Genomic DNA, 24,266 nt, shown 5'->3' on the forward strand with positions numbered 1-24,266 from the left:
GGCATTGCCCGGAGCGGAACAAAAATGGCTGGAAATCTCTCATTCGATCAGTTGAAGAAGGCAGTCGCCTCAGGCGAGATCGACACGGTCCTCGCCTGTGCCGTCGACATGCAGGGCCGTCTGGTCGGCAAGCGGTTTTTGGCCAAGTACTTCGTTGAGTCCGCCTACGATGAGACCCATGGCTGCAACTATTTGCTGGCCAACGACATCGATATGGAGCCGGTGCCCGGCTACAAGGCGGCAAGCTGGTCGAAAGGCTATGGCGACTTCGTCATGAAGCCCGACCTTGACACCATCCGAAACGTACCCTGGCTCGAAAAGACGGCGCTGCTGCTCTGCGACCTCAAGGATCATCACACGCATGAGGATCTGGCGCATTCGCCGCGCGGCATCCTGCGCAAGCAGGCCAAGCGGCTGCAGGATCGCGGCTATCTCGCCTATTTCGCCTCCGAGCTCGAATTCTACCTGTTCTCCGAAACCTACGATTCAGCACGCGCCAAGCACTGGCAGAACCTCGACACCGCATCGCCCTATATCGGCGACTATTTGATCGGCATTACCACCAAGGAAGAAGGCGTCATGCGCCGGCTTCGCAACGAGATGGAAGCCGCCGGCATTCCGATCGAAAACTCCAAGGGCGAGTGGGGCCCGGGCCAGGAAGAGATCAACGTCCGCTACGCCGAAGTGCTTGAAATGGCTGATCGCCATGTCATCCTGAAGAACGGCGCCAAGGAGATCGCAGCCAGCGAAGGCAAGGCGATCTCGTTCATGTCCAAGTACAATTACGGCCTCGCCGGCAACTCCAGCCACATCCACAATTCGCTGTGGAGCGCCGACGGCAAGACGCCGCTGTTTTATGACAAGGGTGCCGAGTGGACCCTGTCCAAGCTCGGCCAGCAATGGTCGGCCGGTCAGCTCAAATACGCCAAGGAGTTCACCTGGTTCCTGGCGCCCTACATCAACTCCTACAAGCGCTTCCAGTCCGGCACGTTTGCGCCGACCAAGATCATGTGGAGCGAAGACAACCGCACCGCCGGCTTCCGCCTTTGCGGCGAGGGCACCAAGGGCATCCGCATGGAGTGCCGCATCGGCGGCGCCGACCTCAATCCGTATCTCGCCTTTGCCGCGCTGATCGCCGCCGGCCTCGCCGGCATCGACGAGAAGCTCGAGCTGCAGAAGCCGTTCGTCGGCGACGCCTACCAGGCGGCCAGCCTGCCCGAAATTCCGAAGACTCTGCGCGATGCCACCGAGACCCTGGCATCGTCGAAGATGCTGAGGGAAGCGCTCGGCGAGGAGGTCGTCGACCACTACGTCCACACCGCGCGCTGGGAGCAGTTCGAATACGACCGCCGCATCACCGACTGGGAGCTGCACAGAGGCTTCGAGCGGTACTAAAGTCACCATCATTGCGTGACCCTCCTTTGGCCTGCCGGCCAGGGGAGGGTGTTGAACTTGGAAGGACAATAGACATGACCGAGACGGTCAAACTCAAATCCCCCATCGATGGCTCGATCTTTGTCGAGCGGCCGGTCGCTTCCGACCAGGCGGTCAATGCCGCGGTCGAACGCGCGCGCACCGCGCAGGCCGACTGGGCCAGGGTGCCGATCGCCGAGCGTGCCAACTACATGCTCAAGATGCTCGAGGCACTGGTTGCCATGAGCGACGAGATCGTGCCAGAGCTGGCCTGGCAGATGGGCCGGCCGACCCGCTATGGCGGTGAGTTCGGCGGCGTCAAGGAACGCACCAACTACATGGTCGAGATCGCCGAGCGCGCGCTCGCGCCCGTGCTCGCCTCCAATCCCAAGGACGGTTTCGTCCGCTACGTGAAGAAGGATCCGCTCGGCGTGGTGATGGTCATCGCGCCGTGGAACTATCCTTATCTCACCGCCGTCAATACCATCGTTCCAGCACTGATCGCCGGCTCGACCGTCATCCTCAAGCATGCCGCCCAGACGCTGCTCGTCGGTGAACGCTTCGCCAAGGCCTTCGAGGTCGCCGGCCTGCCGAAATACGTCTTCCAGAACCTGGTGCTCAACCACGCCCAGACCGAGAAGCTGCTCGCCTCGGGCAAGATCGACCATGTCAATTTCACCGGCTCGGTCGCCGGCGGCCGCGCCATCGAGAAGGCGGCTGCAGGCACCTTCATGACGCTCGGCCTCGAGCTCGGCGGCAAGGACCCGGCCTATGTGCTGCCTGACGCCAAGCTCGACCATGCGGTTGCCAATCTGGTCGAGGGCGCGTTTTTCAATTCGGGCCAATGCTGCTGCGGTATCGAGCGCGTCTATGTCCACGAGAAGATCTACGACCAGTTCGTCGAGGGCTTCATCGCCGAGACCAAGAGCTACGTGCTCGGCAACCCGCTCGAGCAGGCAACGACGATGGGGCCGATGGCCCAGGCGCGCTTCGCCGATTTCATCCGCGAGCAGAAGGCCGAAGCCCTGCGCAAGGGTGCCGTTGCGCACATGAACACCAAGGACGACCAGGACAAGGCCGGCTCGCCTTACCTGCCGGCCGAGGTGCTGACCAGCGTCGACCACCAGATGTCGGTGATGCGCGACGAAAGCTTTGGCCCCATCGTCGGCATCATGAAGGTGCGCAACGACGACGAGGCGATCGCGCTGATGAACGACAGCCCCTACGGCCTGACCGCCTCGATCTGGACCGCTGATACCGAGCACGCCATTTCGGTCGGCGACCGCGTCGAGACCGGCACCGTGTTCATGAACCGCTGCGACTATCTCGATCCGGCACTGGTGTGGACCGGCGTCAAGGACACCGGCAAGGGGGCTGCGCTGTCGCAGATCGGCTACGACAATCTGACCCGGCCGAAGTCGTATCACCTGCGTGAGAAGATCTAGGGAGCACAGCTGACAACAGGATGACCATCGCCCAGCCCCCCGCAGCCGAAGACGAACCCAAAGGTCTGGGGGGCTGGCTGATTCTCGTTATCGCCATTCTGGTGATCTCACCGGCTTTTGGCTTGCTGGAGCTGAGCAAGTACGAATTCGTGGTGCGGAACTTCGCATACTTGAGCGGTCAGCAGATGGTTCTGGTGGCAGTGGAGCTTGCAGACTTGCTGCTTCTGGATGTGCTGGCAGCGCCAATCATTCTCTATCTGATGGTGAAGCGACTGGATTTGTTTCCAGGGGTTTTCATCATCTGGCTCGTCGCATCTGTAGCGGTCATCTTCATCTACATTGTGTTCAGCTATCTCCTGTTCAGCGACAGTCTGGTGGCGCAAGGCCTGGAGTTTTTAGCCCCGCCTTCAGGCGGAGAGCTTTCACGGCGGTCGCCTATGCGCTGATCTGGATTCCCTACATGTATAACTCGAACCGGGTTCTAAACACCTTCGTCAACAAGCAGCCGGTCTGACGGCATAGAGAGTAGAATAGATGTCCAAACTCGTTTCCAAGTGGAATTACCCGACCACAGTTCGTTTCGGCGCCGGCCGCATCTCCGAGCTGCCCGACGTGCTCGCCGCCACCGGCATCAAGAAGCCGCTGTTCGTCACCGATCCGGGCCTGGCCAAGCTGCCGGTCGTCGCCTCGACGCTGAAGATCCTCGGCGACGCCAAGGTGCCTTACGGCGTCTTCTCCGACGTCAAGCCGAACCCGGTTGAATCGAACCTCACGGCCGGCATCGCCGTGTTCAAGAAGGGCAAGCATGACGGCGTCATCGCCTTCGGCGGCGGTTCGGCGCTCGACCTTGGCAAGCTGATCGCCTTCCAGGCCGGCCAGACCTTGCCGGTGTGGGACTTCGAGGATGTCGGCGACTGGTGGACCCGTGCCAATTCCGACGCCATCGCCCCGATCATCGCCGTGCCGACCACCGCCGGTACCGGCTCCGAAGTCGGTCGCGCCGGTGTCATCACCAATGAAGAGACCCACACCAAGAAAGTCATCTTCCATCCCAAGCTTTTGCCGGCGATCGTCATCGCCGATCCGGAGCTTTCGGTCGGCATGCCGTCCTTCATCACCGCCGGCACCGGCATGGACGCCTTCGCCCATTGCCTCGAAGCCTATTGCGCGCCGGGCTACCACCCGATGGCCGACGGCATCGCGGTCGAAGGCATCCGTCTGGTGTTCGAAAACCTGCCCAAGGCCTATGCCAATGGCAAGGACCTGACCGCCCGCGCCCACATGATGAGTGCTGCCGCCATGGGTGCCGCCGCCTTCCAGAAGGGCCTCGGCGCGATCCACTCACTGTCGCATCCGATCGGCGCGCTCTACGACACCCATCATGGCATGACCAACGCCGTGTTCATGCCCTATGTGCTCGCCTTCAACCGTGACGCCATCGAGGAGCGCATCGCGCGCCTGTCCGCTTATTGCGGCATCAAGGGCGGCTTCGACGGTTTTGCCAAGGCGGTCATCAAGCTGCGCAAGGAGCTCAAGGTGCCACATGCGCTGCCCGGCCTGATCAAGGGCCTCGACATGGACAAGAAGCGCAAAGCGCTGATCGCCGACATGGCGGTCGTCGATCCGACCGCCGGCGGCAACCCGGTCAAGCTCACCAAGAAGGCGGCACTCGGCTTGCTTGAAAACGCCATCGAAGGGACGGTTTGAGACCAGTGCGGGAAGGCAAAGCCGACTTGTATAGTCGGCAAAACAAAGGGGAGGGGCTTGGGAGGTATCCGGAATTTAATTAGCCGGTAAACAACGGCGACGATTGCGACAACCGATTAAAAGTAGTTAACTTTTTTCCACTGCGGGCGCCGGCTTCATGGAACTTTCATGTGACTGTCACATGAAGTCGATACCGCATCGCAGGCGTCTCATGGCGTCAGTTCAACGGAGAGAACAACATGTTCAAGTTTGCAGGGAAAGTGCTTTCCCTAAGCGCGGCGTCACTGATGGTGACGACGGCTTTTGTGTCGGCTCAGGATATGGCCGCGCTCGAAGCCGCCGCGAAGGCGGAGGGCCAGCTGACCACGATCGCGCTGCCGCATGACTGGTGCGGTTATGGCGCCGTCATCGAAGGCTTCAAGAAGAAGTACCCCGAGATCACCGTCAACGAACTGAACCCCGACGCGGGCTCCAGCGACGAGATCGAGGCCATCAAGGCCAACAAGGACAACAAGGGCCCGCAGGCGCCTGACGTCATCGACGTCGGTCTCTCCTATGGTCCGCAGGCCAAGGCCGACGGCCTGATCCAGCCCTACAAGGTCGCGACCTGGGACTCGATCCCCGACACCGCCAAGGACGCTGACGGCTTCTGGTACGGCGACTATTACGGCGTGCTGTCCTTCGAAGTGAACAAGGACCTCGTCAAGAACGCACCGGCCGACTGGGCCGACCTGCTCAAGGACGAATACAAGAACTCGGTTGCGCTCGCCGGCGATCCGCGCGCGTCCAACCAGGCGATCCAGGGCGTTTATGCCGCCGGTCTCGGCTCGGGTGCCACCGATGCCGCTTCGGCTGCCGAAAAGGGCCTCGCCTTCTTCAAGGAGCTGAACGCCAAGGGCAACTTCGTGCCGGTCATCGGCAAGTCGGCCACCCTTGCACAGGGCCAGACCCCGATCCTGATCACCTGGGACTACAACGCCCTTGCTGGTCGCGACACGCTGAACGGCAACCCGCCCGTCGACGTCGTCGTCCCGGCCACCGGCGTCGTTGCCGGCGTCTATGTCCAGGCGATCAGCGCCTATGCGCCGCACCCGAACGCTGCCAAGCTGTGGATGGAGTATCTCTATTCCGACGAAGGTCAGCTCGGCTGGCTCAAGGGCTACTGCCACCCGATCCGCTTCAACGATCTCGCCAAGAACGGCAAGATCCCGCAGGACATGCTCGACAAGCTGCCGCCGGCCGCTGCCTATGAAAAGGCCGTGTTCCCGACGCTTGACGACCAGGCCAAGGGCAAGGAAGCGATCACCAAGCAGTGGGATGCCGTTGTCGGCGCCAACGTTCAGTAACTGAGCATCTGCTATCGCGGGCGGCTTCGCAGCCGCCCGCATTTTCTCTCAAGACGGCGCCCCGATGACCCAAGCCAGCATATCCGACCCGGCCATCGCCACACGCTCCGCCCCGCCGGACGCGCGCAGCGGTTTCCGCTTGCCGACCCATTGGCTCGGCGTCGCGCCGTTCTTCATCTTCGCCCTGATGTTCTTGATCCTGCCGACGCTCTATCTCGTCATCGGCGCGTTCCAGAACGACCAGGGCCAGTACACGCTCGACAACATCCGCCAGCTCTTCATCGACAAATCGATCCGCGACGCCTACTGGGTGTCGATAAAGATCAGCTTCTGGTCGGCCACCATCGGCGCCTTCATCGGCCTTGCCATGGCGATCGCCATCGTGCGCGGCGGCCTGCCGGCCTGGGTGCGCTCGTCGACGATGACCTTTTCGGGCGTCGCCTCCAATTTCGCCGGCGTGCCGCTGGCCTTTGCCTTTCTCGCCACGCTTGGCCGTCTCGGCCTGGTCACCGTGCTGCTGCGCAATCTCGGCATCGATATCTACGCGATGGGCTTCAACGTCTTGACGTCGTTCGGGCTGATCATCGTCTATCTGTTCTTCCAGATCCCGCTGATGATCGTCATCATCACGCCGGCGATCGACGGCCTCAAGCGCGAGTGGGGCGAGGCGGCTGCCACCCTTGGCGCCACCACCTGGCAGTACTGGCGCATGGTCGTCATTCCGGTGCTGTGGCCAAGCTTCCTCGGCACTGTCATCTTGCTGTTTGCCAATTCCTTCGGCGCCATCGCCACGGCCTACGCCTTCACCGGCTCGTCGCTGAACATCGTGCCGATCAAGCTCTATGCCCAGATCCGCGGCGACGTGCTGCACAACCCGCATCTCGGCTATGCGCTGGCCTTCGGCATGATCGTCGTCACCGGCCTCGCCAACATCTTCTACATCTGGTTCCGCACTCGCAGCGAGAGGTGGCTCAAATGAAGACCAGTCGCTTCTGGGCCTGGCTCGTCTTTATCGTCGGCGCCGCCTATTTCTTCATCCCGCTGATCGCCACCTTCGAATTTTCGCTGCGCATGCGGCGCGGCGCCTACTCCTTCGACGCCTACCGCGTCGTGCTCGGCGATGCACGTTTCCAGGAAACATTCGCCTATTCGGTGACGGTGGCCGTGTTCACCATCCTGCTCGGCGTGTTCCTCGTCGTGCCGACCGCCTACTGGATCAGGCTGCGCATGCCGCAGCTGAGGCCGGTCGTCGAGTTCATCACGCTTTTGCCGCTGGTCATCCCGGCGATCGTCATCGTCTTCGGCTATATCAGGATGTACGGCTCGAACTCGCCGCTGCCCTTCCTCGGTTCGGCGCGCGGCACAGACGCGCTTTTGGTCATCGGTTATGCCACGCTGGCGCTGCCTTACATGTACCGCGCCGTCGACACCGGCCTGCGCACCATCGACGTGCGCACACTGACCGAAGCAGCACAGATTCTCGGCGCCGGCTGGACCACCATCATCGCCCGCGTCATCCTGCCCAATGTGCTGATCGCGGTGCTGTCGGGCGCCTTCCTGACCTTCGCCATCGTCATCGGCGAGTTCACGCTGGCGAGCCTGCTCAACCGTCCGGCCTTCGGGCCTTACCTGCAGAACATCGGCGCTAACCGCGCCTATGAGCCGGCGGCACTGGCGGTCATCGCCTTCGCCATCACCTGGGGCTGCATGTCGGTGATCCAGATCCTTGCACGTTTCGCGCCGAAGTCGGCAAACCGCCCGAACTGAACAAGAAGAGCACAAGCCAATGGCCGATCCCTTCCTTTCCATCCAGAGCGTCAAGAAGTCCTTTGGCAACGTCGCCGTGGTCAAGGACTTCAACCTCGACGTCGGCGCCGGCGAGTTCGTCTCCTTCCTCGGACCATCGGGCTGCGGCAAGACCACCATGCTGCGCATCGTTGCTGGCTTCGAGGAGCCCTCGGCCGGCAAGGTGCTGATCGGCGGCAAGGACGTCACCGGCCTCAAGCCGAACCAGCGCAACATCGGCATGGTGTTCCAGGCCTATGCGCTGTTTCCCAATCTGACGGTGGCGCAGAACATCGGCTTCGGCCTCAAGGTCGCCGGCATGCCGAAAGCCGAGGCTCAAGCGCGCATCGACGAGATGCTCAGCATCATCAAGCTGCCCGACTTCGGCGACCGCTACCCCTACCAGCTCTCCGGTGGCCAGCAGCAGCGCATCGCGCTGGCGCGTGCCCTTGCGCCCAAGCCCAAGCTGTTGCTGCTCGACGAGCCGCTCTCGGCGCTCGACGCCAAGGTGCGCATCTCGCTGCGCGAGGAAATCCGCTCGATCCAGAAGAAGCTCGGCATCACCACCATCTTCGTCACCCACGACCAGGAAGAGGCGCTGTCGATGTCCGACCGCATCGTGGTCATGAACGAAGGCCGCGCCGACCAGACCGGCACGCCGTTCGAGATCTACAACCGCCCGTCGACCAAGTTCGTTGCCAATTTCGTCGGCACGCTCAACGTGCTCGAAGGCACGATCAGCGACGCCGCGTCCGGCACGGTCAAGATCAATGCCGAAGAGATCGGCCTCAAGGGCAAGCTCAACGGCTCCAAGTCGGGCGACACGCTGTCGCTGGCGCTCAGGCCGGAAGCGATCTCGCTTGGCCGCAAGGCCGGCAACGACTCCAACCTGACCGGCCAGATCGCCGACGTGCATTTCTTGGGTTCGGTCATCCGCGTCCGTGTCGGCGTCGGCCAGAACGTCGTGTCGCTCGACACCTTCAACAGCCCGAGCAGCCCGCCGCCGGTCGTCGGCCAGAAGACCGAAATCAGCTTCTCCTCCGGCGACGTGCTGGTGCTGCACTAGCGGGCTTTGTATCGAACAAATCCTAAGCAAAGCGGGGAAGGCTTTCCCCGCTTTTTGCTTTTTTGGCAGGCGCTGCCTTGGGCTTTCGCCGCGGCCCGGCAGTTTCGGCGCAGATCGCCATGCGCCTCGTTCCTTCGCACCCCCCTCTGGCCTGCCGGCCATCTCGATTAGTCTCGTCGCTGGCGGCGCTCATCCTGGAACATCGTAGGGATTAGCCTAGCGATGTTGGCGATTGGCCGAGAGGTTGATGACGGCGTGATCTCCCTCCTTGTGGGGGAGATGGCCGGCAGGCCAGAGGGGGGCGAAGGATCGCAACGCGGAAGATTTGCCTCGTAAGGCATAAGCGCCTGTTACCACCTGTCACCAACCAGCGTGGATAGCCACGCCCGTTTCTCCGCGCCCTCCGAAACCTCCCGTATCATTCCCTCGCGATCTCCCACTGGACCTCGGTGCGCACCAGCGGGGGACGCCGGGCCGGCAGGGGGTCGGTTCTCCTGCTGGGTGATGAGCCCCCAAGTCCGGGTCTCGCTTGCCTCGCCCCCGATGACGGCTACGCGGTGTCCGGCCCCGAGCATCCACCCCCTTCCCAAATCCCCCACCGCCCTGTTTAGTCCAGCCATGGCCTTCACGCTTCGCCAGCTCCAGTTCTTCGTCGCCGTCGCCGAGCAGGGCACGATTTCGCGCGCGGCGCAGAACCTGTCGATCTCGCAATCATCGGTCACCGAGGCGATCAAGGAACTGGAGGGCGACCTTGGCGTCGAGCTGTTCGAGCGCCATCCGCGCGGCCTCAACATCACCCACAAGGGCCACCAGTTCCTGCGCCATGCGACCAAGATCCTCGCCGACGTGTCGGACGCGCGGCGCACCTTCTTCGGCGGCCAGGCCACCGCCACCGGCCAACTCAAGCTCGGCGTCACCTCGCTGGTCGCCGGCTATGTGCTCTCCGATCTTCTGGCGCGTTACCGCCGCGCCCATCCGGCGGTCGAGATATCGGCGATCGAGGACAATGGCGACTATCTCGAACACCTGCTTGTCGGCGGCAAGCTCGACCTCGCCGTCATGGTCACCTCCAATTTGCGCGACCGTATGGCGCTGCAATCGGAGATCCTCGAGGTCTCGGCCTACCGGCTGTGGCTGCCGCTCGGCCATCCGCTCGCCTCGGCCGAGATCATCAGCGTCGACGACATCGCGTCGGAGCCGCTGATCATGTTGTCGGTCGACGAGATCGAGGAGAACACCGGCAAGCTGCTCGCAGCCATCGGCGCCAAGCCGCATGTTGCCTTTCGCACGCGTTCGGTGGAAGCCGTGCGCTCGCTGGTGGCGACCGGGGCAGGGGTGGCACTGCTGCCCGACCTCGTCTACCGGCCGTGGTCGCTTGAAGGTGACCGCATCGAGTCGCGCGACGTCTCCGGTTCGCTGCCTGTGGTGCAGGTCGGCATGGTGTGGCGGCGCGGTTCGTCGCTGCCGGCGGCGGCGCGCGATTTCATCGGCATCGCCCAGGCGCAACGCACCGTCCGCCAGAAGCTTTGACATAGCCGGCCTGAAAATCGGTGTCGGAAAGCACGATGCGCAGCTTCAAAATGCCAAAGCGTCCTTGGCGCGTCCGACCGGACGCGCGGCGCTCTGGGTATCGGAAAAACCGATATCACCCTTCTTTCGAATGAATTTGCGAAACCTGCGCTTTCACAGCACCTTTCGTTTCAGGGCAATGCCGCCGATCGAGAGCGGCTCCTGCAAATGGGAGGATCGAGATGAAGGCATTTCTGAAGTCCTGCACGGCAATCGCCTTGGCTTGCAGCTTTTCCGGCCAGGCGGTGGCGCAGGTCAAGGAAATCGGCGCCGGCGAAGGCCAGGTCAACATCATCGCCTGGCCGGGCTATATCGAGCGCGGCGAGACCGACAAGAATTACGACTGGGTGACGGAGTTCGAAAAGGCGTCGGGCTGCAAGGTCAACGTCAAGACCGCCGCCACCTCTGATGAAATGGTGGCGCTGATGAACGAGGGTGGCTTCGACCTCGTCACCGCCTCGGGCGATGCCTCGCTGCGCCTCGTCGCCGGCAAGCGCGTCCAGCCGATCAATACGGATCTCGTCAAGAGCTGGTCGACCGTCGACGAGCGCCTCAAGGATGCGCCGTGGTTCACCGTCGATGGCCAGCATTACGGCGTGCCCTATCAGTGGGGCCCGAACGTGCTGATGTACAACACCAGCGTCTTCAAGGAAGCCCCAAAGAGCTGGAACGTCGTATTCGAGCCGATGGACCTGCCCGACGGCAAGCCCAACAAGGGCCGCGTCCAGGCCTATGATGGCGCGATCCATATTGCTGATGCCGCCAACTATCTGATGGCGCACAAGGCCGAACTCGGCATCAAGGACCCCTACGAGCTCAACGAGGATCAGTACAAGGCAGCGCTCGATCTGCTGCGCGTCCAGCGCACGCTTGTCGGCCGCTACTGGCACGACGCCATGATCCAGGTCGACGACTTCAAGAACGAAGGTGTCGTCGCCTCCGGCTCGTGGCCGTTCCAGGTCAATCTGCTCGGCTCCGAAAAGCAGCCGGTCGCTTCGACCATCCCGGAAGAAGGCGCCACGGGCTGGGCCGACACGACGATGATGCATGTCGATGCTGCCAATCCGAACTGCGCCTATATGTGGCTCGAGCACTCGCTGAACCCCAAGCTGCAGGGCGATCTTGCCGCCTGGTTCGGCTCGAACCCCGTCGTGCCAGCTGCTTGCAAGGGCAACGAACTGCTCACCGACGCAGGCTGCAAGGCCAACGGCTTCGAGGACTTCGCCAAGATCAAGTTCTGGAAGACGCCAGTGTCGAAATGCGCCAGCCAGAACGACCAGTGCGTGCCCTATTATCGCTGGGTGTCGGACTATATCGGTGTGATCGGCGGCCGCTGAACTCGGCAACGATGCCCCCCTCGCCAGACCGCGTTGCGGTCGCCCTCTCCCTCAGGGGAGAGGGGGCGGAGGGCATCAACCGACCCTTTGAGACGACCGCCTGACAGTGCGGCATGAAGGCATCGGCGGCCGCGGCTCGGCCGGATGCGCAGCCATGGTCCAGACAGATGGACCAGACATCGGAAGCTTGAGCGATGACCCCTGCAGTCGCCTTTCAAAAGACCTCCCGCCACTTCGGCGCGGTGCGCGCGGTCGATGCCGTCGACCTCGAGATCAAGCCGGGCGAGTTCTTCGCCATGCTGGGCCCATCGGGCTCGGGCAAGACCACCTGCCTCAGGCTGATCGCCGGCTTCGAGCAGCCGACCTCGGGCAGCATCTCGATCTTCGGTGAACGCGCCGAGGGCGTGCCGCCTTACCGGCGCAACGTCAACACCGTGTTCCAGGACTACGCGCTGTTTCCGCATCTCAACGTGCTCGACAACGTCGCTTACGGTCTGATGGTCAAGGGCGTGAGCAAGGACGAACGCCATCGCGCAGCCGAGGATGCGCTCAAGCTGGTGCAACTGCCTGGTTATGGCAGCCGCAAACCGGGCCAGTTGTCCGGCGGCCAGAGGCAGCGCGTGGCGCTGGCGCGTGCGCTGGTCAACAAACCCAAAGTGCTGCTGCTTGACGAGCCGCTCGGCGCGCTCGACCTCAAGCTGCGCGAAAGCATGCAGGAAGAGCTCAAGCAGTTGCAGAAGGCGCTCGGCATCACCTTCGTCTTCGTCACCCATGACCAGGGCGAGGCGCTGTCGATGGCGGACCGGGTTGCGGTGTTCAACGACGGCCGCATCATGCAGGTCGGCGCGCCGGAGGATATCTACCAGCGCCCGGCATCGCGCTTCGTCGCCGATTTCGTCGGCTCGTCCAACGTGCTGCCGCCTGACTTCGTCCAGCGCTATGCCGGCGAGCGACGCTGGGGCAGCCTCAGGCCGGAGCAGATCCGCGTTCGCCGTGACACCTCAGGCGACGGCGTCGCCGCGCGCGTCGTTTCGCGCCACTATCTGGGGGCAGCGACCAAGCTGTCGCTCGACGCCGACGGCCTCAGGCTGCATGCGACGGTGCCGTCGGGCGCTGCCGTCCCCGAAGATGGCGCCCATGTCATGTTGACCTTCAACCGCGACCAGCTCCATTTGATGGAGGAGCAGGCATGAGCGTTCAGGCTGTGTCAGGCGCGTCCGACGTGGCCGCCGCGATCCTGCCCAGGCGTGGCGGCTTCGCCGGTTCGCTGTCGGACCTGTTGTGGCGCAAGCCGGGGCTGCTGCTGTTCCTGATGCTGGCGCCGCCGCTGCTGTGGCTCGGCGTCGTCTATATCGGCTCGCTGATTGCGCTCTTGGCGCAGAGTTTCTTTTCGATCGACGAGTTCTCCGGTCTGATCAGCCGCGAGCTGACGCTCAAAACCTATGGCGACCTGTTCCAGCCGGCCAATCTCGACATCATCGTGCGTACCGTGACGATGGCCGCACTGGTGACGCTCGCCTCGGCGGTCGTCGCCTTTCCCATCGCCTACTACGCGGCGCGTTATGCCCGCGGCACATGGAAGGCGCTGTTTTACCTCGGCGTCATGCTGCCGCTGTGGTCGAGCTACCTCGTCAAGATCTATGCCTGGAAGCTGATCCTCGCCAAGGAAGGCATCCTGACCTGGCTGTTTGCCAAGCTGCATCTGTCGTGGCTGCTCGACAGCTGGCTGTCTTTGCCCGTCGTCGGCGGCAACTCGCTGTCGGTCTCGTTCACCGGCACCTTCATCGTCTTCGTCTATGTCTGGCTGCCGTTCATGATCCTGCCGATCCAGGCGGCACTCGAGCGTGTGCCCGGCAATCTGGTCGAGGCCTCATCCGACCTCGGCGCATCGCCGGGCCAGACCTTCCGCAACGTGCTGTTCCCGCTGGCGTTGCCGGGCATTGTCGCCGGCTCGATCTTCACTTTTTCGCTGACGCTCGGCGACTACATCATCCCGCAGATCATCGGCACGTCCAGGCTGTTCATCGGACAGGCCGTCTATGCCCAGCAGGGCACCGCCGGCAACATCCCGCTCGCCGCCGCCTTCACCGTGGTGCCGGTCGTCATCATGGGCTTCTATCTCTGGGGTGCCAAACGCATGGGAGCCTTCGATGCGCTCTGACCGCTCGCAATCAGCGCCCCTCGGCATCAAGGTCGCGGCTGCCGTGGGCCTGGCCTTCCTGCACCTGCCGATCCTGTTGATCTTCGTCTACGCCTTCACGACGGAAGAGAAGAGCTACCAGTGGCCGCCACCCGGCCTGACGACGCAGTGGTTCGCCGCCACCTGGGCGCGGCCCGATGTCTGGCAGGCGCTTGGTCTTTCGGTACAGGTCGCGGCGATTTCGACGGCGATTGCACTGGTACTCGGCACACTTTGTGCCGCCGCCGTCAGCCAGACCCGGTTCTTCGGTCGCGAGGCGATTTCGCTTCTGGTCATCCTGCCGATCGCATTGCCCGGTATCATCACCGGCATAGCCCTGCGCTCGGCCTTCAGCCTGGCCGAGATCCCGTTTTCGTTCTGGACGATCGTGCTCGGCCACGCGACCTTCTGCGTCGTGGTCGTCTACAACAATGCGGTGGCGCGGTTCCGCCGTACCTCGGGCTCGCTGATCGAGGCGTCGATGGACCTTGGTGCCGACGGCTTCCAGACGTTCAGGCATGTGATCCTGCCCAATATCGGAACGGCGCTCCTGGCTGGCGGCATGCTGGCGTTTGCGCTGTCGTTCGACGAGGTCATCGTCACCACCTTCACCGCCGGACAGCAGCAGACGCTGCCGATCTGGATGCTCGAGGAGCTGGTGCGGCCGCGCCAGCGCCCGGTCACCAATGTCGTCGCCATGGTCGTGGTTCTCGCGACCCTGCTGCCCATCCTCGCCGCCTATTACCTGACCCGCGAAGGCGACCAGATCGCCGGCGCCGGCAAATAAGACTTCGAAAGGGAGAAGTCATGGACACCCAGATGCTGATCGGCTCGACGTTCGAAAAAGGAACCGAGACGGAGGAGGCGATCCTCAACCCGCGCACCGGCGAGACGATCATCAGCCTGCCCGAGGCATCGCAGGCGCAGATCGAGGCAGCGGTAGCTGCTGCCGAAAGGGCCTTCGTGACCTGGTCCAAGACCACGCCGGCGCAGCGTTCGGGCTATTTGCTCAAGATCGCCGACCGCATCGAGGCCGAGGCGGAAGGCTTCGCCAGGCTTGAGGCGCTCAACTGCGGCAAGCCGATCAATGCCGTGCTCAATGACGAGATCCCGGCCATCGTCGACTGCTACCGCTTCTTTGCCGGTGCGGTACGTTCGATGCCGGGGCTGGTGGCGGGCGAATACCTGCCCGGACATACCTCGATGATCAGGCGCGACCCGATCGGCATCGTCGCCTCGATCGCGCCGTGGAACTATCCGCTGATGATGATGGCGTGGAAGCTGGCCCCTGCTGTCGCCGGTGGCAATACGGTGGTTTTCAAGCCCTCCGAGCAGACGCCGCTGACAGCACTCAAGCTGGCAAGGATCCTTGCCGACGTGCTGCCGGAAGGCGTGGTCAATGTCGTGCTCGGCCGCGGCGAAAGCGTGGGCAACACGCTGATCAACCATGCCAAGGTCAACATGATCTCGATCACCGGCGACGTCGCCACCGGCAAGAAGGTGCTGCAAGCGGCAGCCAAGTCGGTCAAGCGCACGCATCTGGAACTCGGCGGCAAGGCGCCGGTCATCGTCTTCGACGATGCCGACATCGATGCCGTGGTCAGCGGTTTGCGCGCCTTCGGCTACTACAATGCCGGCCAGGATTGCACAGCGGCCTGCCGCATCTATGCCGGCAAGAAGGTTTACGACAAGCTTGTCGCCGACCTGTCCTCGGCGGTGTCGACCATTCGTTTCGGCCAGGCCGACGACACCGAAAACGAGATCGGGCCACTCATCTCCAGGCGCCAGCGCGACCGCGTCGCCTCGTTCGTCGAGCGCGCTTCGGAGCTCAAGCACATCGAGATCACCACCGGCGGCAAGCCGGGCGAGGGCGGCGGTTTCTATTACCAGCCGACAGTTGTCGCCGGGGCGTTGCAGGAAGACGAGATCGTGCGCCGCGAGGTGTTCGGCCCGGTGGTTTCGGTGACGCGCTTCTCCGACGTCGACGAGGCCGTCAACTGGGCCAATGACAGCGACTACGGCCTGGCGTCGTCGGTGTGGACCAAGGACATCTCGCGCGGCATGTCGACGGCTGCGCGGCTGCAGTATGGCTGCACCTGGATCAACACGCACTTCATGCTGACCAACGAGATGCCGCATGGCGGCCTCAAGCAGTCCGGCTATGGCAAGGACATGTCGGTCTATGCGCTGGAGGACTACACCGCCGTGCGCCACGTCATGATCGCGCATGGGTGAGCGGCCGGTTTCGCACGTTGCGCGAAAGCCATGATGCCGGTGGCATCATGGCAAGCCAGCGAACGCCGGGACGCTGCCGCAGGCAGCGGGGACCCGGCGGGACGGGCAGGCAGAATAGGGGCTGAGCCAGACTCGCAGACTGTAACGCTGCCCCTCATCCGTCACTTCGTGACACCTTCTCCCCGTGAACGGGGGGAAGGAAAAAAGGGAGGAACAGACATGCATCGCCGCCAGTTTCTCACATCCGCAGCCGTTGCTGCATTGCTCGCCACGATCCCGGCCATCGGCCCGGCTTTGGCGCAGGACACGCCGCAGGCTGTCGTCGAGGCCTATCTCGCCGCCTGGAATGCCCATGACTCGGCCAAGGCGGCCGAGCACTTCGCCGACAACGTCGTCTACTACGACGCTTCGGTCGGCAAACCGGTCGAAGGCAAGGAGGCCGCCAAGACCGGCGTCATCGACAATTTCCTCAAGGCCGTGCCCGACGCCGTCTGGACGATGAAGGGCAAGCCGGTGACCCAGGACGACCGCGTGTCGTTCGAGTGGGAGTTCTCCGGCACCAACAGCGGAGACTGGGCCGACGGCACCAAGGCGACCGGCAAGAAGTTCGCTTTCACTGGCGCTTCGATGTTCTCGATCAAGGACGGCAAGATCGCCAGCCAGAGCGACTATTATGACGCGCTCGGCTTCTACAAGCAGCTTGGGCTGATGTAGCCGTTCAGCCGATGCCGTATTGCGTCATCAATGCCGTCATGCGCTCGGTGGCAAGGTCCGGCTTGTCCAGCACATTGGCCTTGTCGGCGAGGCGGAAGACGTCAGCGTAGTGCACTGCACCGCGCGCGGACTGCATGCCGGCAGGCATGGTGAAATGGCTTTGGTGGCCGTTGAGCCAGGCGAGGAAGACGACACCGGCCTTGTAGAACTGCGTCGGCGCCTCGAAGATCTTGCGCGACAGCGGCACCGTCGGCTCGATGGTGCCGCGGAAGGTGGCGAGGTCGCCTTTCGCCAATGCCGCCAGCGCCTTTGATGCCTGCGGCGCAACCGCATCGAAGATGCCGAGCAGCGCATGGCTGTGGTGCGTGCCGTCACCCTCGATCAGGGCGGCGTAGTTGAAGTCGTCGCCGGTGAAGCAGATCACGCCGTCGGGCAGGCGTCGGCGCAACTCGATTTCATAGGCCTGGTCGAGCAGCGAGATCTTGATGCCTTCGACCTTGTCCCGGTGGTCGGCGATGATGGCGAGCACCGTTTCCAGCGTATCCTCGAAGCGCTCGCTGCCCCAATAGCCCCTGAGTTCGGGATCGAACATGTCGCCGAGCCAGTGCAGCACCACCTTGTCCCTGGCCTGGCCGAGGATGCGGCCATAGACCTTGCGGTAATCGTCGGGGGATTTCGCGACATGGGCAAGCGCGCGGCTCGCCATCATGATGGCGCGGCCACCGTGCTTCTCGATGAAGCTGAACTGTTCCTCGTAAGCCGTGATCACGTCGTCGAGCGCGTGTGCATCACGCTTGTCCAGCTGGTCAGTCCCTGCTCCGCAGGCAAGGTCGGCGCCGGGAACCGAGCGCGCTTCGGCGAGCGAGCGGCGGATCAGCTGCTGCGCGCCGCCCCAGTCGAGCCCCATGCCGCGCTGCGAGGTATCCATTGCCTCGGCGATCCTGAAGCCGAGCGACCAGAGATGATGGCGGAAGGCCATGGTCGCATCCCAGTCGATGGCCGGGTTGTTCCAAGGAGTCGCGTCGGCCCACGGATCGGACACGACATGGGCGGCGGCATAGGCGATGCGGTTGAAAACGGGGGCAGTTGAGAGGCGTTCGGTGGGCGTCCCGACCAGCGCGTAGGTCTCAACGCTGCGGTCCGCCCGCGGAAGTTTTACTGCCTTGGCCATGGGTTCCTCCCCTGATCGGCTGAATCTCGTAATTTAGATCGTTCCAAATTTCAAGTTGGAATTTCGCGTCATCATACGATGGCACCGTTGGGCTTTCCGGCGACAGGTGGTGTGGGCGCTTAGGGCGCTGCGAAGTGTCGTAAACCGTTTGAAATGCCGTGTTGTGTACAATTATAGCATTTCCGATGCCGTACATCCCTGGGTGCATCCGTCGTGAAATCCGTGATGTCCGAGTTCTTCCTTGCTTGACAGTTTGGAACGATCCAATTATTTGACTCGGAAAAGGGAGCCAAAGACGCTTCCTCGGGAGGATCGTTTTGAAGCAGCCGAAGGTGACAGTTGTCGATGTTGCGCGCGCCGCCGGCGTGTCGAAGTCGACTGTCTCGCTGGTGCTCCAGGGCAGCTCGCTGGTGAACGAGGCGACACGGGCCAAGGTTGGTGTCGTCATTCGCGAGCTTGGCTATGTCTACAACAGGGGGGCCGCCAATCTCCGGCAGTCGAAATCGAAGATCGTCGGCATCGTTGTCAACGACCTGACCAACAGCTTCTTTGCCGAACTCGCTGTCGGCATGGACATGGTGGTGCAGTCGGCCGGCTACATCCAGTTCATGGCCAACACCTCGGAGAATGCCGACCGCCAGGGCGAGGTGATCGCCTCGATGCGCGAACACGGCATGGCCGGGCTGATCCTGTCGCCGGCGCGCGGCACGACAGCCGCCGACCTTCGGCCGCTTGTCGATAGCGGCATCCCCGTCGTGCTGGTGGCGCGCAACGTGCCGGGGCTCAAGGTTTCATCAGTCGTATCCGATGGGCATGCAGGTGCTGCCGCTGCCGTGCGCCACCTCATCGATCTCGGCCATCGCCGCATCGCCTTCCTTGGCGGCTTCAACGACACGGCTGTCTTCGACGAGCGCATGCGTGGCTTTCGCGATGCGCTGCTCGAGGCCGGTCTCGACGCCTCGGATGAGCTGGTGATCAGTTCGGCGCCATCCCGCGCCGGCGGTGTGGCGGCGGTCGAGCGCATGCTGGCCATGCGCGATCGCCCGACTGCTGCTTTGTGCTTCAACGACGCGGTTGCCTTCGGCGCCTGCGACGGCTTGCGCAGCGCCCGCATCGAGCCAGGTATCGATTTTGGCGTCATCGGCTTCGACGACGTGATCGAGGCCAAGACCGCAGTGCCGGCGTTGACCACTGTCTCGGTCGATCCGCAGGGTATGGGCCGGCGGGCGGCGCAATTGCTGCTCAAGCAGATCAATGCCGGCGATTTTGACGCCGAGGCGATGGTGGCCACGGTTCGGCTGGTGGTGCGCGAAAGCTGCGGTGCGCCGCAACGGGTCAAGGAGCTTACGGCATGACGCGCTGGGGTTTGATCGGGGCGAGCACAATCGCCAGAGAATGGGTGATCGGCGCGATCCGGGCAACCGGCGGCGAGACCGTTTCGGTGATGAGCAGCAATGCCGAGCGCGGCCGTGCCTATGCCGAGGCGAACGGCATTGCGACCTCGGTGACGTCGCTCGAGGACATCACAGGCGATGCCGGCATCGACGCTGTCTACATCTCGACCACAAACGAGCTGCACCTTGAGCAGGCGATTGCTGCGGCAAAGGCCGGCAAGCACGTGCTGTGCGAGAAGCCACTGGCGCTGGCGCTCGACGATGGGCTGGCCATGGTCAAGGCAGCGCGCGAGGCCGGCGTCGTGCTTGCGACGAACCATCATCTGCGCAATGCAGCAAGCCACCGGGCGATGCGCCAGGCGATTGCGGCAGGCAAGATCGGCAAGCCGCTGGCGGCGCGCGTATTCCACGCTGTCTATCTGCCGCCGCATCTGCAGGGCTGGCGGCTCGACAAGCCACAGGCCGGCGGTGGCGTCATCCTCGACATCACCGTGCACGACGCCGATACACTGCGCTTCGTGCTCAACGACGACCCGGTCGAAGCCATGGCCTTCAGCCAGAGCGGAGGCATGGGCATGCGCGGGCTGGAAGACGGCGTGATGGGTGTGCTGCGCTTCAAGTCGGGCGTCATCGCCCAGTTCCACGATGCCTTCACCACCAAATACGCCGAGACCGGTTTCGAGGTGCACGGCACCGAGGGCTCGCTGATCGCGCGCAATGTGATGACGCAGAAACCGGTCGGCTCGGTCGTGTTGCGCAATGCCGACGGCGAGCAAGCGCTCGAGCTTGGCCAGCACAATCTCTACGAGGCGGCGCTCCAGGCGTTTCATGACGCTGTTGCCGGCAAGGGTTCCCCTTCGGCCACTGGCGAGGACGGCGTGTGGTCGCTGGCCACGGGCCTGGCCGTCGCCAGGTCGGCCGCCACGGGGGCTGCCGTTGCAATCGAGCCGGGGCTCTAGGCCATGGGCAAGCACATTACCCCCGATCAGGCGGCAGCGCTCATTGCCGATGGTGCTGTCGTTTCGGTGTCGTCGTCGAGCGGCCTCGGCTGCCCTGACCTGATGCTGAAGGCGATCGGCGAGCGCTTCGAGGCATCAGGTCATCCGCGCGAGCTGACGACTTTGCACCCGATCGCTGCCGGTGACATGAGCGGCATCAAGGGTGTCGACCACATCGCCAAAAAGGGCCTGCTCAAGAAGATCATCGGCGGCTCCTATCCCTCGGGTCCGTCAAGTGCCGAGCCGCCGCTGATCTGGCAGATGATCGGCAATGAGGAGGTCGCCGCCTACAACGTGCCGTCGGGCATCATGTTCGACATGCACCGCGAAGCGGCGGCCAAGCGGCCGGGCGTGCTGACCAAGGTCGGGCTCGACACCTTTGTCGACCCAACGCGCCAGGGCTGCGCCATGAACGCCCGCGCTGCCGCCGAGCCGCTGGTCAAGAAGGTCAGCTTCGAGGGCGAGGACTGGCTGTTTTTCCCCGCGATCAAGCCTGATGTGGCGATCATCCGGGCGACGACATCAGACGAACGTGGCAACCTGACCTACGAGCATGAGGGTGCTTATCTCGGTGGGCTCGACCAGGCGCTGGCCGCGCGCAACAATGGCGGCATCGTCATCGCCCAGGTCAAGCGCATCACCAAGGACGGCTCGCTCAGGCCGCATGACGTGCGCGTGCCTGGCATGCTGGTCGACTACATCGTCGTCGACCCCGAGCAGAAGCAGACGACGCAGACGGCCTACGACCCGGCGATATCGGGCGAGATCATGCGCCCGCTCGACAGCTTCCGCGTGCCTGAGTTCAACATCCAGAAGGTGATTGCGCGCCGCGTGGCGCAGGAGCTTGAGGCGGGCAGCGCGGTCAATCTCGGCTTCGGCATCTCCGCCAACGTGCCGCGCATCCTGTTGGAGGAAGGCCTTCATGGCGAGGTCACCTGGGTGATCGAGCAAGGTGCCGTTGGCGGCGTGCCGCTGCTCGACTTTGCCTTCGGCTGTGCGTCGAACGCGGACGCCTTCATGCCGTCGCCCTACCAGTTCACCTATTTCCAGGGCGCGGGTTTCGACGCCTCGCTGCTGTCGTTCCTCGAGATCGACCGCAGCGGCTCGGTCAATGTCTCCAAGCTCAGCTTCCGGCCGCATGTGACGGCGGGTGCCGGCGGCTTCGTCGACATCACGGCGCGGGCCAGGAAGATCGTATTCTCCGGTATGTTCAACGCCGGTGCCAAGCTCGACATATCAGGTGGCAAGCTGGTCATCGACAAAGAGGGCAAGCTCAAGAAGCTGGTCAACGAGGTCGAGCATGTCACCTTCTCGGGCCGACGCGGCGTCGAGCAGGGCCAGGACATCACCTATGTCACCGAGCGCTGCGTGATGAAGCTTATGCCTCAAGGCATCGTTGTGACCGAGATCGCGCCTGGCGTCGAATTGCAGGCGCATATCCTCGACCAGTCGGAATTCCCGCTGATCGTTTCCGACAAGCTCAAGCAGATGGATGCTGCCCTGTTTGCCGCAGCACCCATCGGCCTCAAGCTGCCGCGCAAGCTGGTGCGAAAGCTGGAGGGCGCCCATGGCTGACCAGCGCATCAAGGTCGAATTCTCAGGCCAGATCGCCGTCATCACGGCGGCCCGGCCCGACAAGCTCAACGCCTTCGACATCGACATGCTGAAGGCGTTGTCGGCGGCCTGTGACGAGGTCGAGGCCAATGCCGAGGTTCGCGCAGCCATCCTGACCGGCGAGGGCAAGGCGTTTTCGGCCGGCGGCGACATCAAGGCCTGGGGCGGCATGACGCCGAATGAGTTCGGCCACGCCTGGGTGCGTTTCGGCCACCGTGTGTTCGAGCGGCTGGCGACACTGCGCGTGCCGCTGATCGCAGCGATCAACGGCCACGCGCTGGGCGGCGGTCTGGAGCTGGCGATTGCCGCCGATATTCGCATCGCCGAACGCCATGTGAAGATCGGCCTGCCGGAAACCGGGCTCGGCATGGTGCCGGGCTGGTCGGGCACGCAGCGGCTGGTGCGGCGTGCCGGTGCGCAGGTGGTGCGGCGCATGGCGCTGGGCGGCGAGGTCTTTTCCGCCGACGAAGCAGCTGTGCTCGGGCTGGTCGACAAGGTTGTTGAAACCGGCGAGGCGGTCACCGCGGCGCGCGACTATGCCGCCCGGATCGCGGCGCGCGGCCCGGCGGCAGTCGAGGTCGCAAAACTGATGATCGCGACCGCGAGCGGCGAAGACAATGGCACCGCCGTCGAGGCGCTGGGCTCGATTCTCGTCGCCAAGACCGGGGACCTCAAGGAGGGGCTTGCGGCCTTCAGCGAGAAGCGGGCCGCCAAATTTGCAGGAGAATGGTGATGACGGTCCTGATGCGCCCCAAGCCGCTCGACGGCTTCAAGGTCCGCGAGTTCAAGATGCTGATCGACGGCAAATGGACCGCCGGCGCCGAAGGCAAGACGATCGAGCGGACAAGCCCCGGCCATGGTGCGGTGGTCAGCCGCTATCAGGCAGCGACCGCGGTTGACGCCGAGCGTGCCATTGCATCGGCGCGCAAGGCCTTCGACGACGGCCGCTGGCCGCGGATGACCGGTGCCGAGCGCTCGCTGATCCTGTTGCGTTGTGCCGACATGATCGCCGCAAGGGCCGACGAACTCGCCTTCCTCGACTGCATCGAGTCAGGCAAGCCGATCTCGCAGGCCAAGGGCGAACTGGCTGGCGCTGCCGACATCTGGCGGTATGCGGCGGCGTTGGCGCGCGACCTGCATGGCGAGAGCTACAACACGCTGGGCGACGGCACGCTGGGGGTGGTGCTGCGCGAGGCGGTGGGTGTCGTTTCGATCATCACGCCGTGGAACTTCCCGTTCCTGATCGTCAGCCAGAAGCTGCCCTTCGCGCTCGCCGCCGGCTGCACGGCCGTGGTCAAGCCGTCGGAGCTGACCTCTGGCTCGACGCTAGTGCTGGGTGAAATCCTGGAGGCCGCCGGCGTACCTCAAGGCGTGGTCAACATCATCGTCGGCACCGGTCCGGAAGCCGGCGCGCCGCTGACCAGCCACCCCGATATCGACATGGTGTCGTTCACCGGTTCGACCGGCATCGGCCGGCTGACCATGGCGAATGCCGCGCAGACACTGAAGAAGGTGTCGCTCGAACTCGGCGGCAAGAATCCGCAGATCGTCTTCCCCGACGCCAATCTCGACGACTTCATCGATGCGGCGGTGTTCGGCGCCTATTTCAACGCCGGTGAATGCTGCAATGCCGGCTCACGCCTGATCGTGCATCGCGACATTCTGGACGAGGTGACGGCCCGCGTCGCGGCACTTGCGGCCAAGGTCAAGGTTGGCGATCCGCTCGACCCCTCGACGCAGGTTGGTGCTATCATCACGCCGCAGCATCTTGCGAAGATCGTCACTTACGTGAAAGGTGCGAGCGACAGCGGCGCGAGTGTCGCCATCGGTGGATCTGCCGCCGATCTCGGCCTCGGCCAGTTCATGGAACCGACGATCCTGTCGTCGGTCGCCCCCGACATGGCGGTGGCGCGCGAGGAGGTGTTCGGACCGGTGCTTTCGGTGCTTGCCTTCGAGACCACTGACGAGGCGATCCGCATCGCCAATTCGATCGACTATGGCCTGTCGGCAGGTGTGTGGAGCCGCGACTTCGACACCTGCCTGACGGTGGGCCGCCGCGTCCGCGCCGGCACCATCTGGATGAACACCTTCATGGACGGTGCTTCGGAACTGCCGTTCGGCGGCTACCGCCAGTCGGGCATCGGCCGCGAGCTCGGCCGCCATGCGGTGGAGGACTACACCGAAACCAAGACGCTCAACATGCATATCGGACCGCGCACCGGCCACTGGATGCCGAAGGAGGCGCGGGCCTGAGGAGGAATTCCCCGAGGCGGGGCCAAGGGGAACTTATGTC

21 protein-coding genes are annotated in these 24,266 nt (G+C 63.7%); 20 read left to right on the forward strand and 1 reads right to left on the reverse strand.

From position 1 onward, the window contains the following. Window positions 1–24 precede the first annotated feature (24 nt). The 15 genes from ACHMW7_RS10615 to ACHMW7_RS10685 all read left to right on the forward strand — a co-directional run bounded on the left by ACHMW7_RS10615 (window position 25) and on the right by ACHMW7_RS10685 (window position 16,796). Window positions 25–1,395 (forward strand): glutamine synthetase family protein, encoded by a 1,371-nt coding sequence (locus ACHMW7_RS10615; RefSeq protein ID WP_395450202.1) that lies wholly within the window; start codon window positions 25–27, stop codon window positions 1,393–1,395. A 74-nt stretch (window positions 1,396–1,469) separates the two neighbouring features. Continuing rightward, the gene (locus ACHMW7_RS10620) at window positions 1,470–2,858 is read left to right on the forward strand and encodes an aldehyde dehydrogenase family protein (protein ID WP_395450203.1); all 1,389 of its coding nucleotides are present in this window, start codon (window positions 1,470–1,472) and stop codon (window positions 2,856–2,858) included. Between the two features lie 20 nt (window positions 2,859–2,878). Continuing rightward, on the forward strand, window positions 2,879–3,304 hold the full coding sequence (locus ACHMW7_RS10625; RefSeq protein WP_395450204.1) for a DUF2569 family protein: 426 nt from the start codon (window positions 2,879–2,881) through the stop codon (window positions 3,302–3,304). Between the two features lie 88 nt (window positions 3,305–3,392). Further along, window positions 3,393–4,565, forward strand: a complete 1,173-nt coding sequence (locus ACHMW7_RS10630; RefSeq protein ID WP_395450205.1) for an iron-containing alcohol dehydrogenase — start codon at window positions 3,393–3,395, stop codon at window positions 4,563–4,565. A 239-nt stretch (window positions 4,566–4,804) separates the two neighbouring features. Then, window positions 4,805–5,911, forward strand: coding sequence for an ABC transporter substrate-binding protein (locus ACHMW7_RS10635; protein ID WP_395450206.1), 1,107 nt, complete (start codon window positions 4,805–4,807; stop codon window positions 5,909–5,911). A gap of 64 nt (window positions 5,912–5,975) precedes the next feature. Next, on the forward strand, window positions 5,976–6,890 hold the full coding sequence (locus tag ACHMW7_RS10640) for an ABC transporter permease (protein ID WP_395450207.1): 915 nt from the start codon (window positions 5,976–5,978) through the stop codon (window positions 6,888–6,890). Continuing rightward, window positions 6,887–7,678, forward strand: a complete 792-nt coding sequence (locus tag ACHMW7_RS10645) for an ABC transporter permease (protein ID WP_395450208.1) — start codon at window positions 6,887–6,889, stop codon at window positions 7,676–7,678. Before ACHMW7_RS10640 ends, ACHMW7_RS10645 begins: the two co-directional genes overlap by 4 nt. Window positions 7,679–7,697: 19 nt before the next feature. After that, on the forward strand, window positions 7,698–8,762 hold the full coding sequence (locus ACHMW7_RS10650) for an ABC transporter ATP-binding protein (RefSeq protein WP_395450209.1): 1,065 nt from the start codon (window positions 7,698–7,700) through the stop codon (window positions 8,760–8,762). A 618-nt stretch (window positions 8,763–9,380) separates the two neighbouring features. After that, window positions 9,381–10,292: a LysR substrate-binding domain-containing protein gene (locus ACHMW7_RS10655; protein WP_395450210.1), complete on the forward strand. Its 912-nt coding sequence runs from the start codon at window positions 9,381–9,383 to the stop codon at window positions 10,290–10,292. A gap of 221 nt (window positions 10,293–10,513) precedes the next feature. Then, a complete protein-coding gene (locus ACHMW7_RS10660) occupies window positions 10,514–11,668 on the forward strand; it encodes an ABC transporter substrate-binding protein (protein WP_395450211.1) in 1,155 nt (384 codons plus the stop codon). 194 nt (window positions 11,669–11,862) lie between these two features. Continuing rightward, a complete protein-coding gene (locus tag ACHMW7_RS10665) occupies window positions 11,863–12,861 on the forward strand; it encodes an ABC transporter ATP-binding protein (protein ID WP_395450212.1) in 999 nt (332 codons plus the stop codon). Further along, the gene (locus tag ACHMW7_RS10670) at window positions 12,858–13,829 is read left to right on the forward strand and encodes an ABC transporter permease (protein WP_395450213.1); all 972 of its coding nucleotides are present in this window, start codon (window positions 12,858–12,860) and stop codon (window positions 13,827–13,829) included. The genes ACHMW7_RS10665 and ACHMW7_RS10670 overlap by 4 nt, the downstream gene beginning before the upstream one ends. Beyond that, complete coding sequence (locus ACHMW7_RS10675; protein WP_395450214.1) at window positions 13,819–14,634, forward strand: ABC transporter permease; 816 nt, start codon at window positions 13,819–13,821, stop codon at window positions 14,632–14,634. Before ACHMW7_RS10670 ends, ACHMW7_RS10675 begins: the two co-directional genes overlap by 11 nt. Before the next feature lie 20 nt (window positions 14,635–14,654). Continuing rightward, complete coding sequence (locus ACHMW7_RS10680; protein ID WP_395450215.1) at window positions 14,655–16,082, forward strand: gamma-aminobutyraldehyde dehydrogenase; 1,428 nt, start codon at window positions 14,655–14,657, stop codon at window positions 16,080–16,082. Between the two features lie 219 nt (window positions 16,083–16,301). Next, window positions 16,302–16,796 (forward strand): ester cyclase, encoded by a 495-nt coding sequence (locus tag ACHMW7_RS10685; RefSeq protein ID WP_395450216.1) that lies wholly within the window; start codon window positions 16,302–16,304, stop codon window positions 16,794–16,796. A gap of 4 nt (window positions 16,797–16,800) precedes the next feature. Here ACHMW7_RS10685 and ACHMW7_RS10690 read toward each other — a convergent pair whose 3' ends face one another. Beyond that, on the reverse strand, window positions 16,801–17,967 hold the full coding sequence (locus ACHMW7_RS10690) for a dihydrodipicolinate synthase family protein (protein ID WP_395450217.1): 1,167 nt from the start codon (window positions 17,965–17,967) through the stop codon (window positions 16,801–16,803). Window positions 17,968–18,284: 317 nt separating this feature from the next. Between ACHMW7_RS10690 and ACHMW7_RS10695 the strand changes: the two genes are divergently transcribed. From ACHMW7_RS10695 to ACHMW7_RS10715, 5 genes are read left to right on the forward strand one after another with little or no spacing between them, the layout of a single operon-like run. Next, window positions 18,285–19,322 (forward strand): LacI family DNA-binding transcriptional regulator, encoded by a 1,038-nt coding sequence (locus ACHMW7_RS10695; protein ID WP_395450218.1) that lies wholly within the window; start codon window positions 18,285–18,287, stop codon window positions 19,320–19,322. Further along, window positions 19,319–20,320, forward strand: coding sequence for a Gfo/Idh/MocA family protein (locus ACHMW7_RS10700; RefSeq protein WP_395450219.1), 1,002 nt, complete (start codon window positions 19,319–19,321; stop codon window positions 20,318–20,320). The genes ACHMW7_RS10695 and ACHMW7_RS10700 overlap by 4 nt, the downstream gene beginning before the upstream one ends. Window positions 20,321–20,323: 3 nt before the next feature. Next, window positions 20,324–21,934 carry an acyl CoA:acetate/3-ketoacid CoA transferase gene (locus ACHMW7_RS10705; RefSeq protein ID WP_395450220.1) on the forward strand — a complete coding sequence of 537 codons (1,611 nt, stop codon included), beginning with the start codon at window positions 20,324–20,326 and terminating at the stop codon, window positions 21,932–21,934. Further along, entirely contained in the window at window positions 21,927–22,706 is a 780-nt protein-coding gene (locus ACHMW7_RS10710) for an enoyl-CoA hydratase/isomerase family protein (RefSeq protein WP_395450221.1), read from the forward strand. The genes ACHMW7_RS10705 and ACHMW7_RS10710 overlap by 8 nt, the downstream gene beginning before the upstream one ends. Beyond that, window positions 22,706–24,226 carry an aldehyde dehydrogenase family protein gene (locus tag ACHMW7_RS10715; RefSeq protein WP_395450222.1) on the forward strand — a complete coding sequence of 507 codons (1,521 nt, stop codon included), beginning with the start codon at window positions 22,706–22,708 and terminating at the stop codon, window positions 24,224–24,226. The genes ACHMW7_RS10710 and ACHMW7_RS10715 overlap by 1 nt, the downstream gene beginning before the upstream one ends. Window positions 24,227–24,266: the final 40 nt, after the last annotated feature.

It is taken from the genome of Aminobacter sp. UC22_36, assembly GCF_044056035.1.
In the GTDB taxonomy this organism is placed as follows: Bacteria; Pseudomonadota; Alphaproteobacteria; order Rhizobiales; family Rhizobiaceae; genus Aminobacter.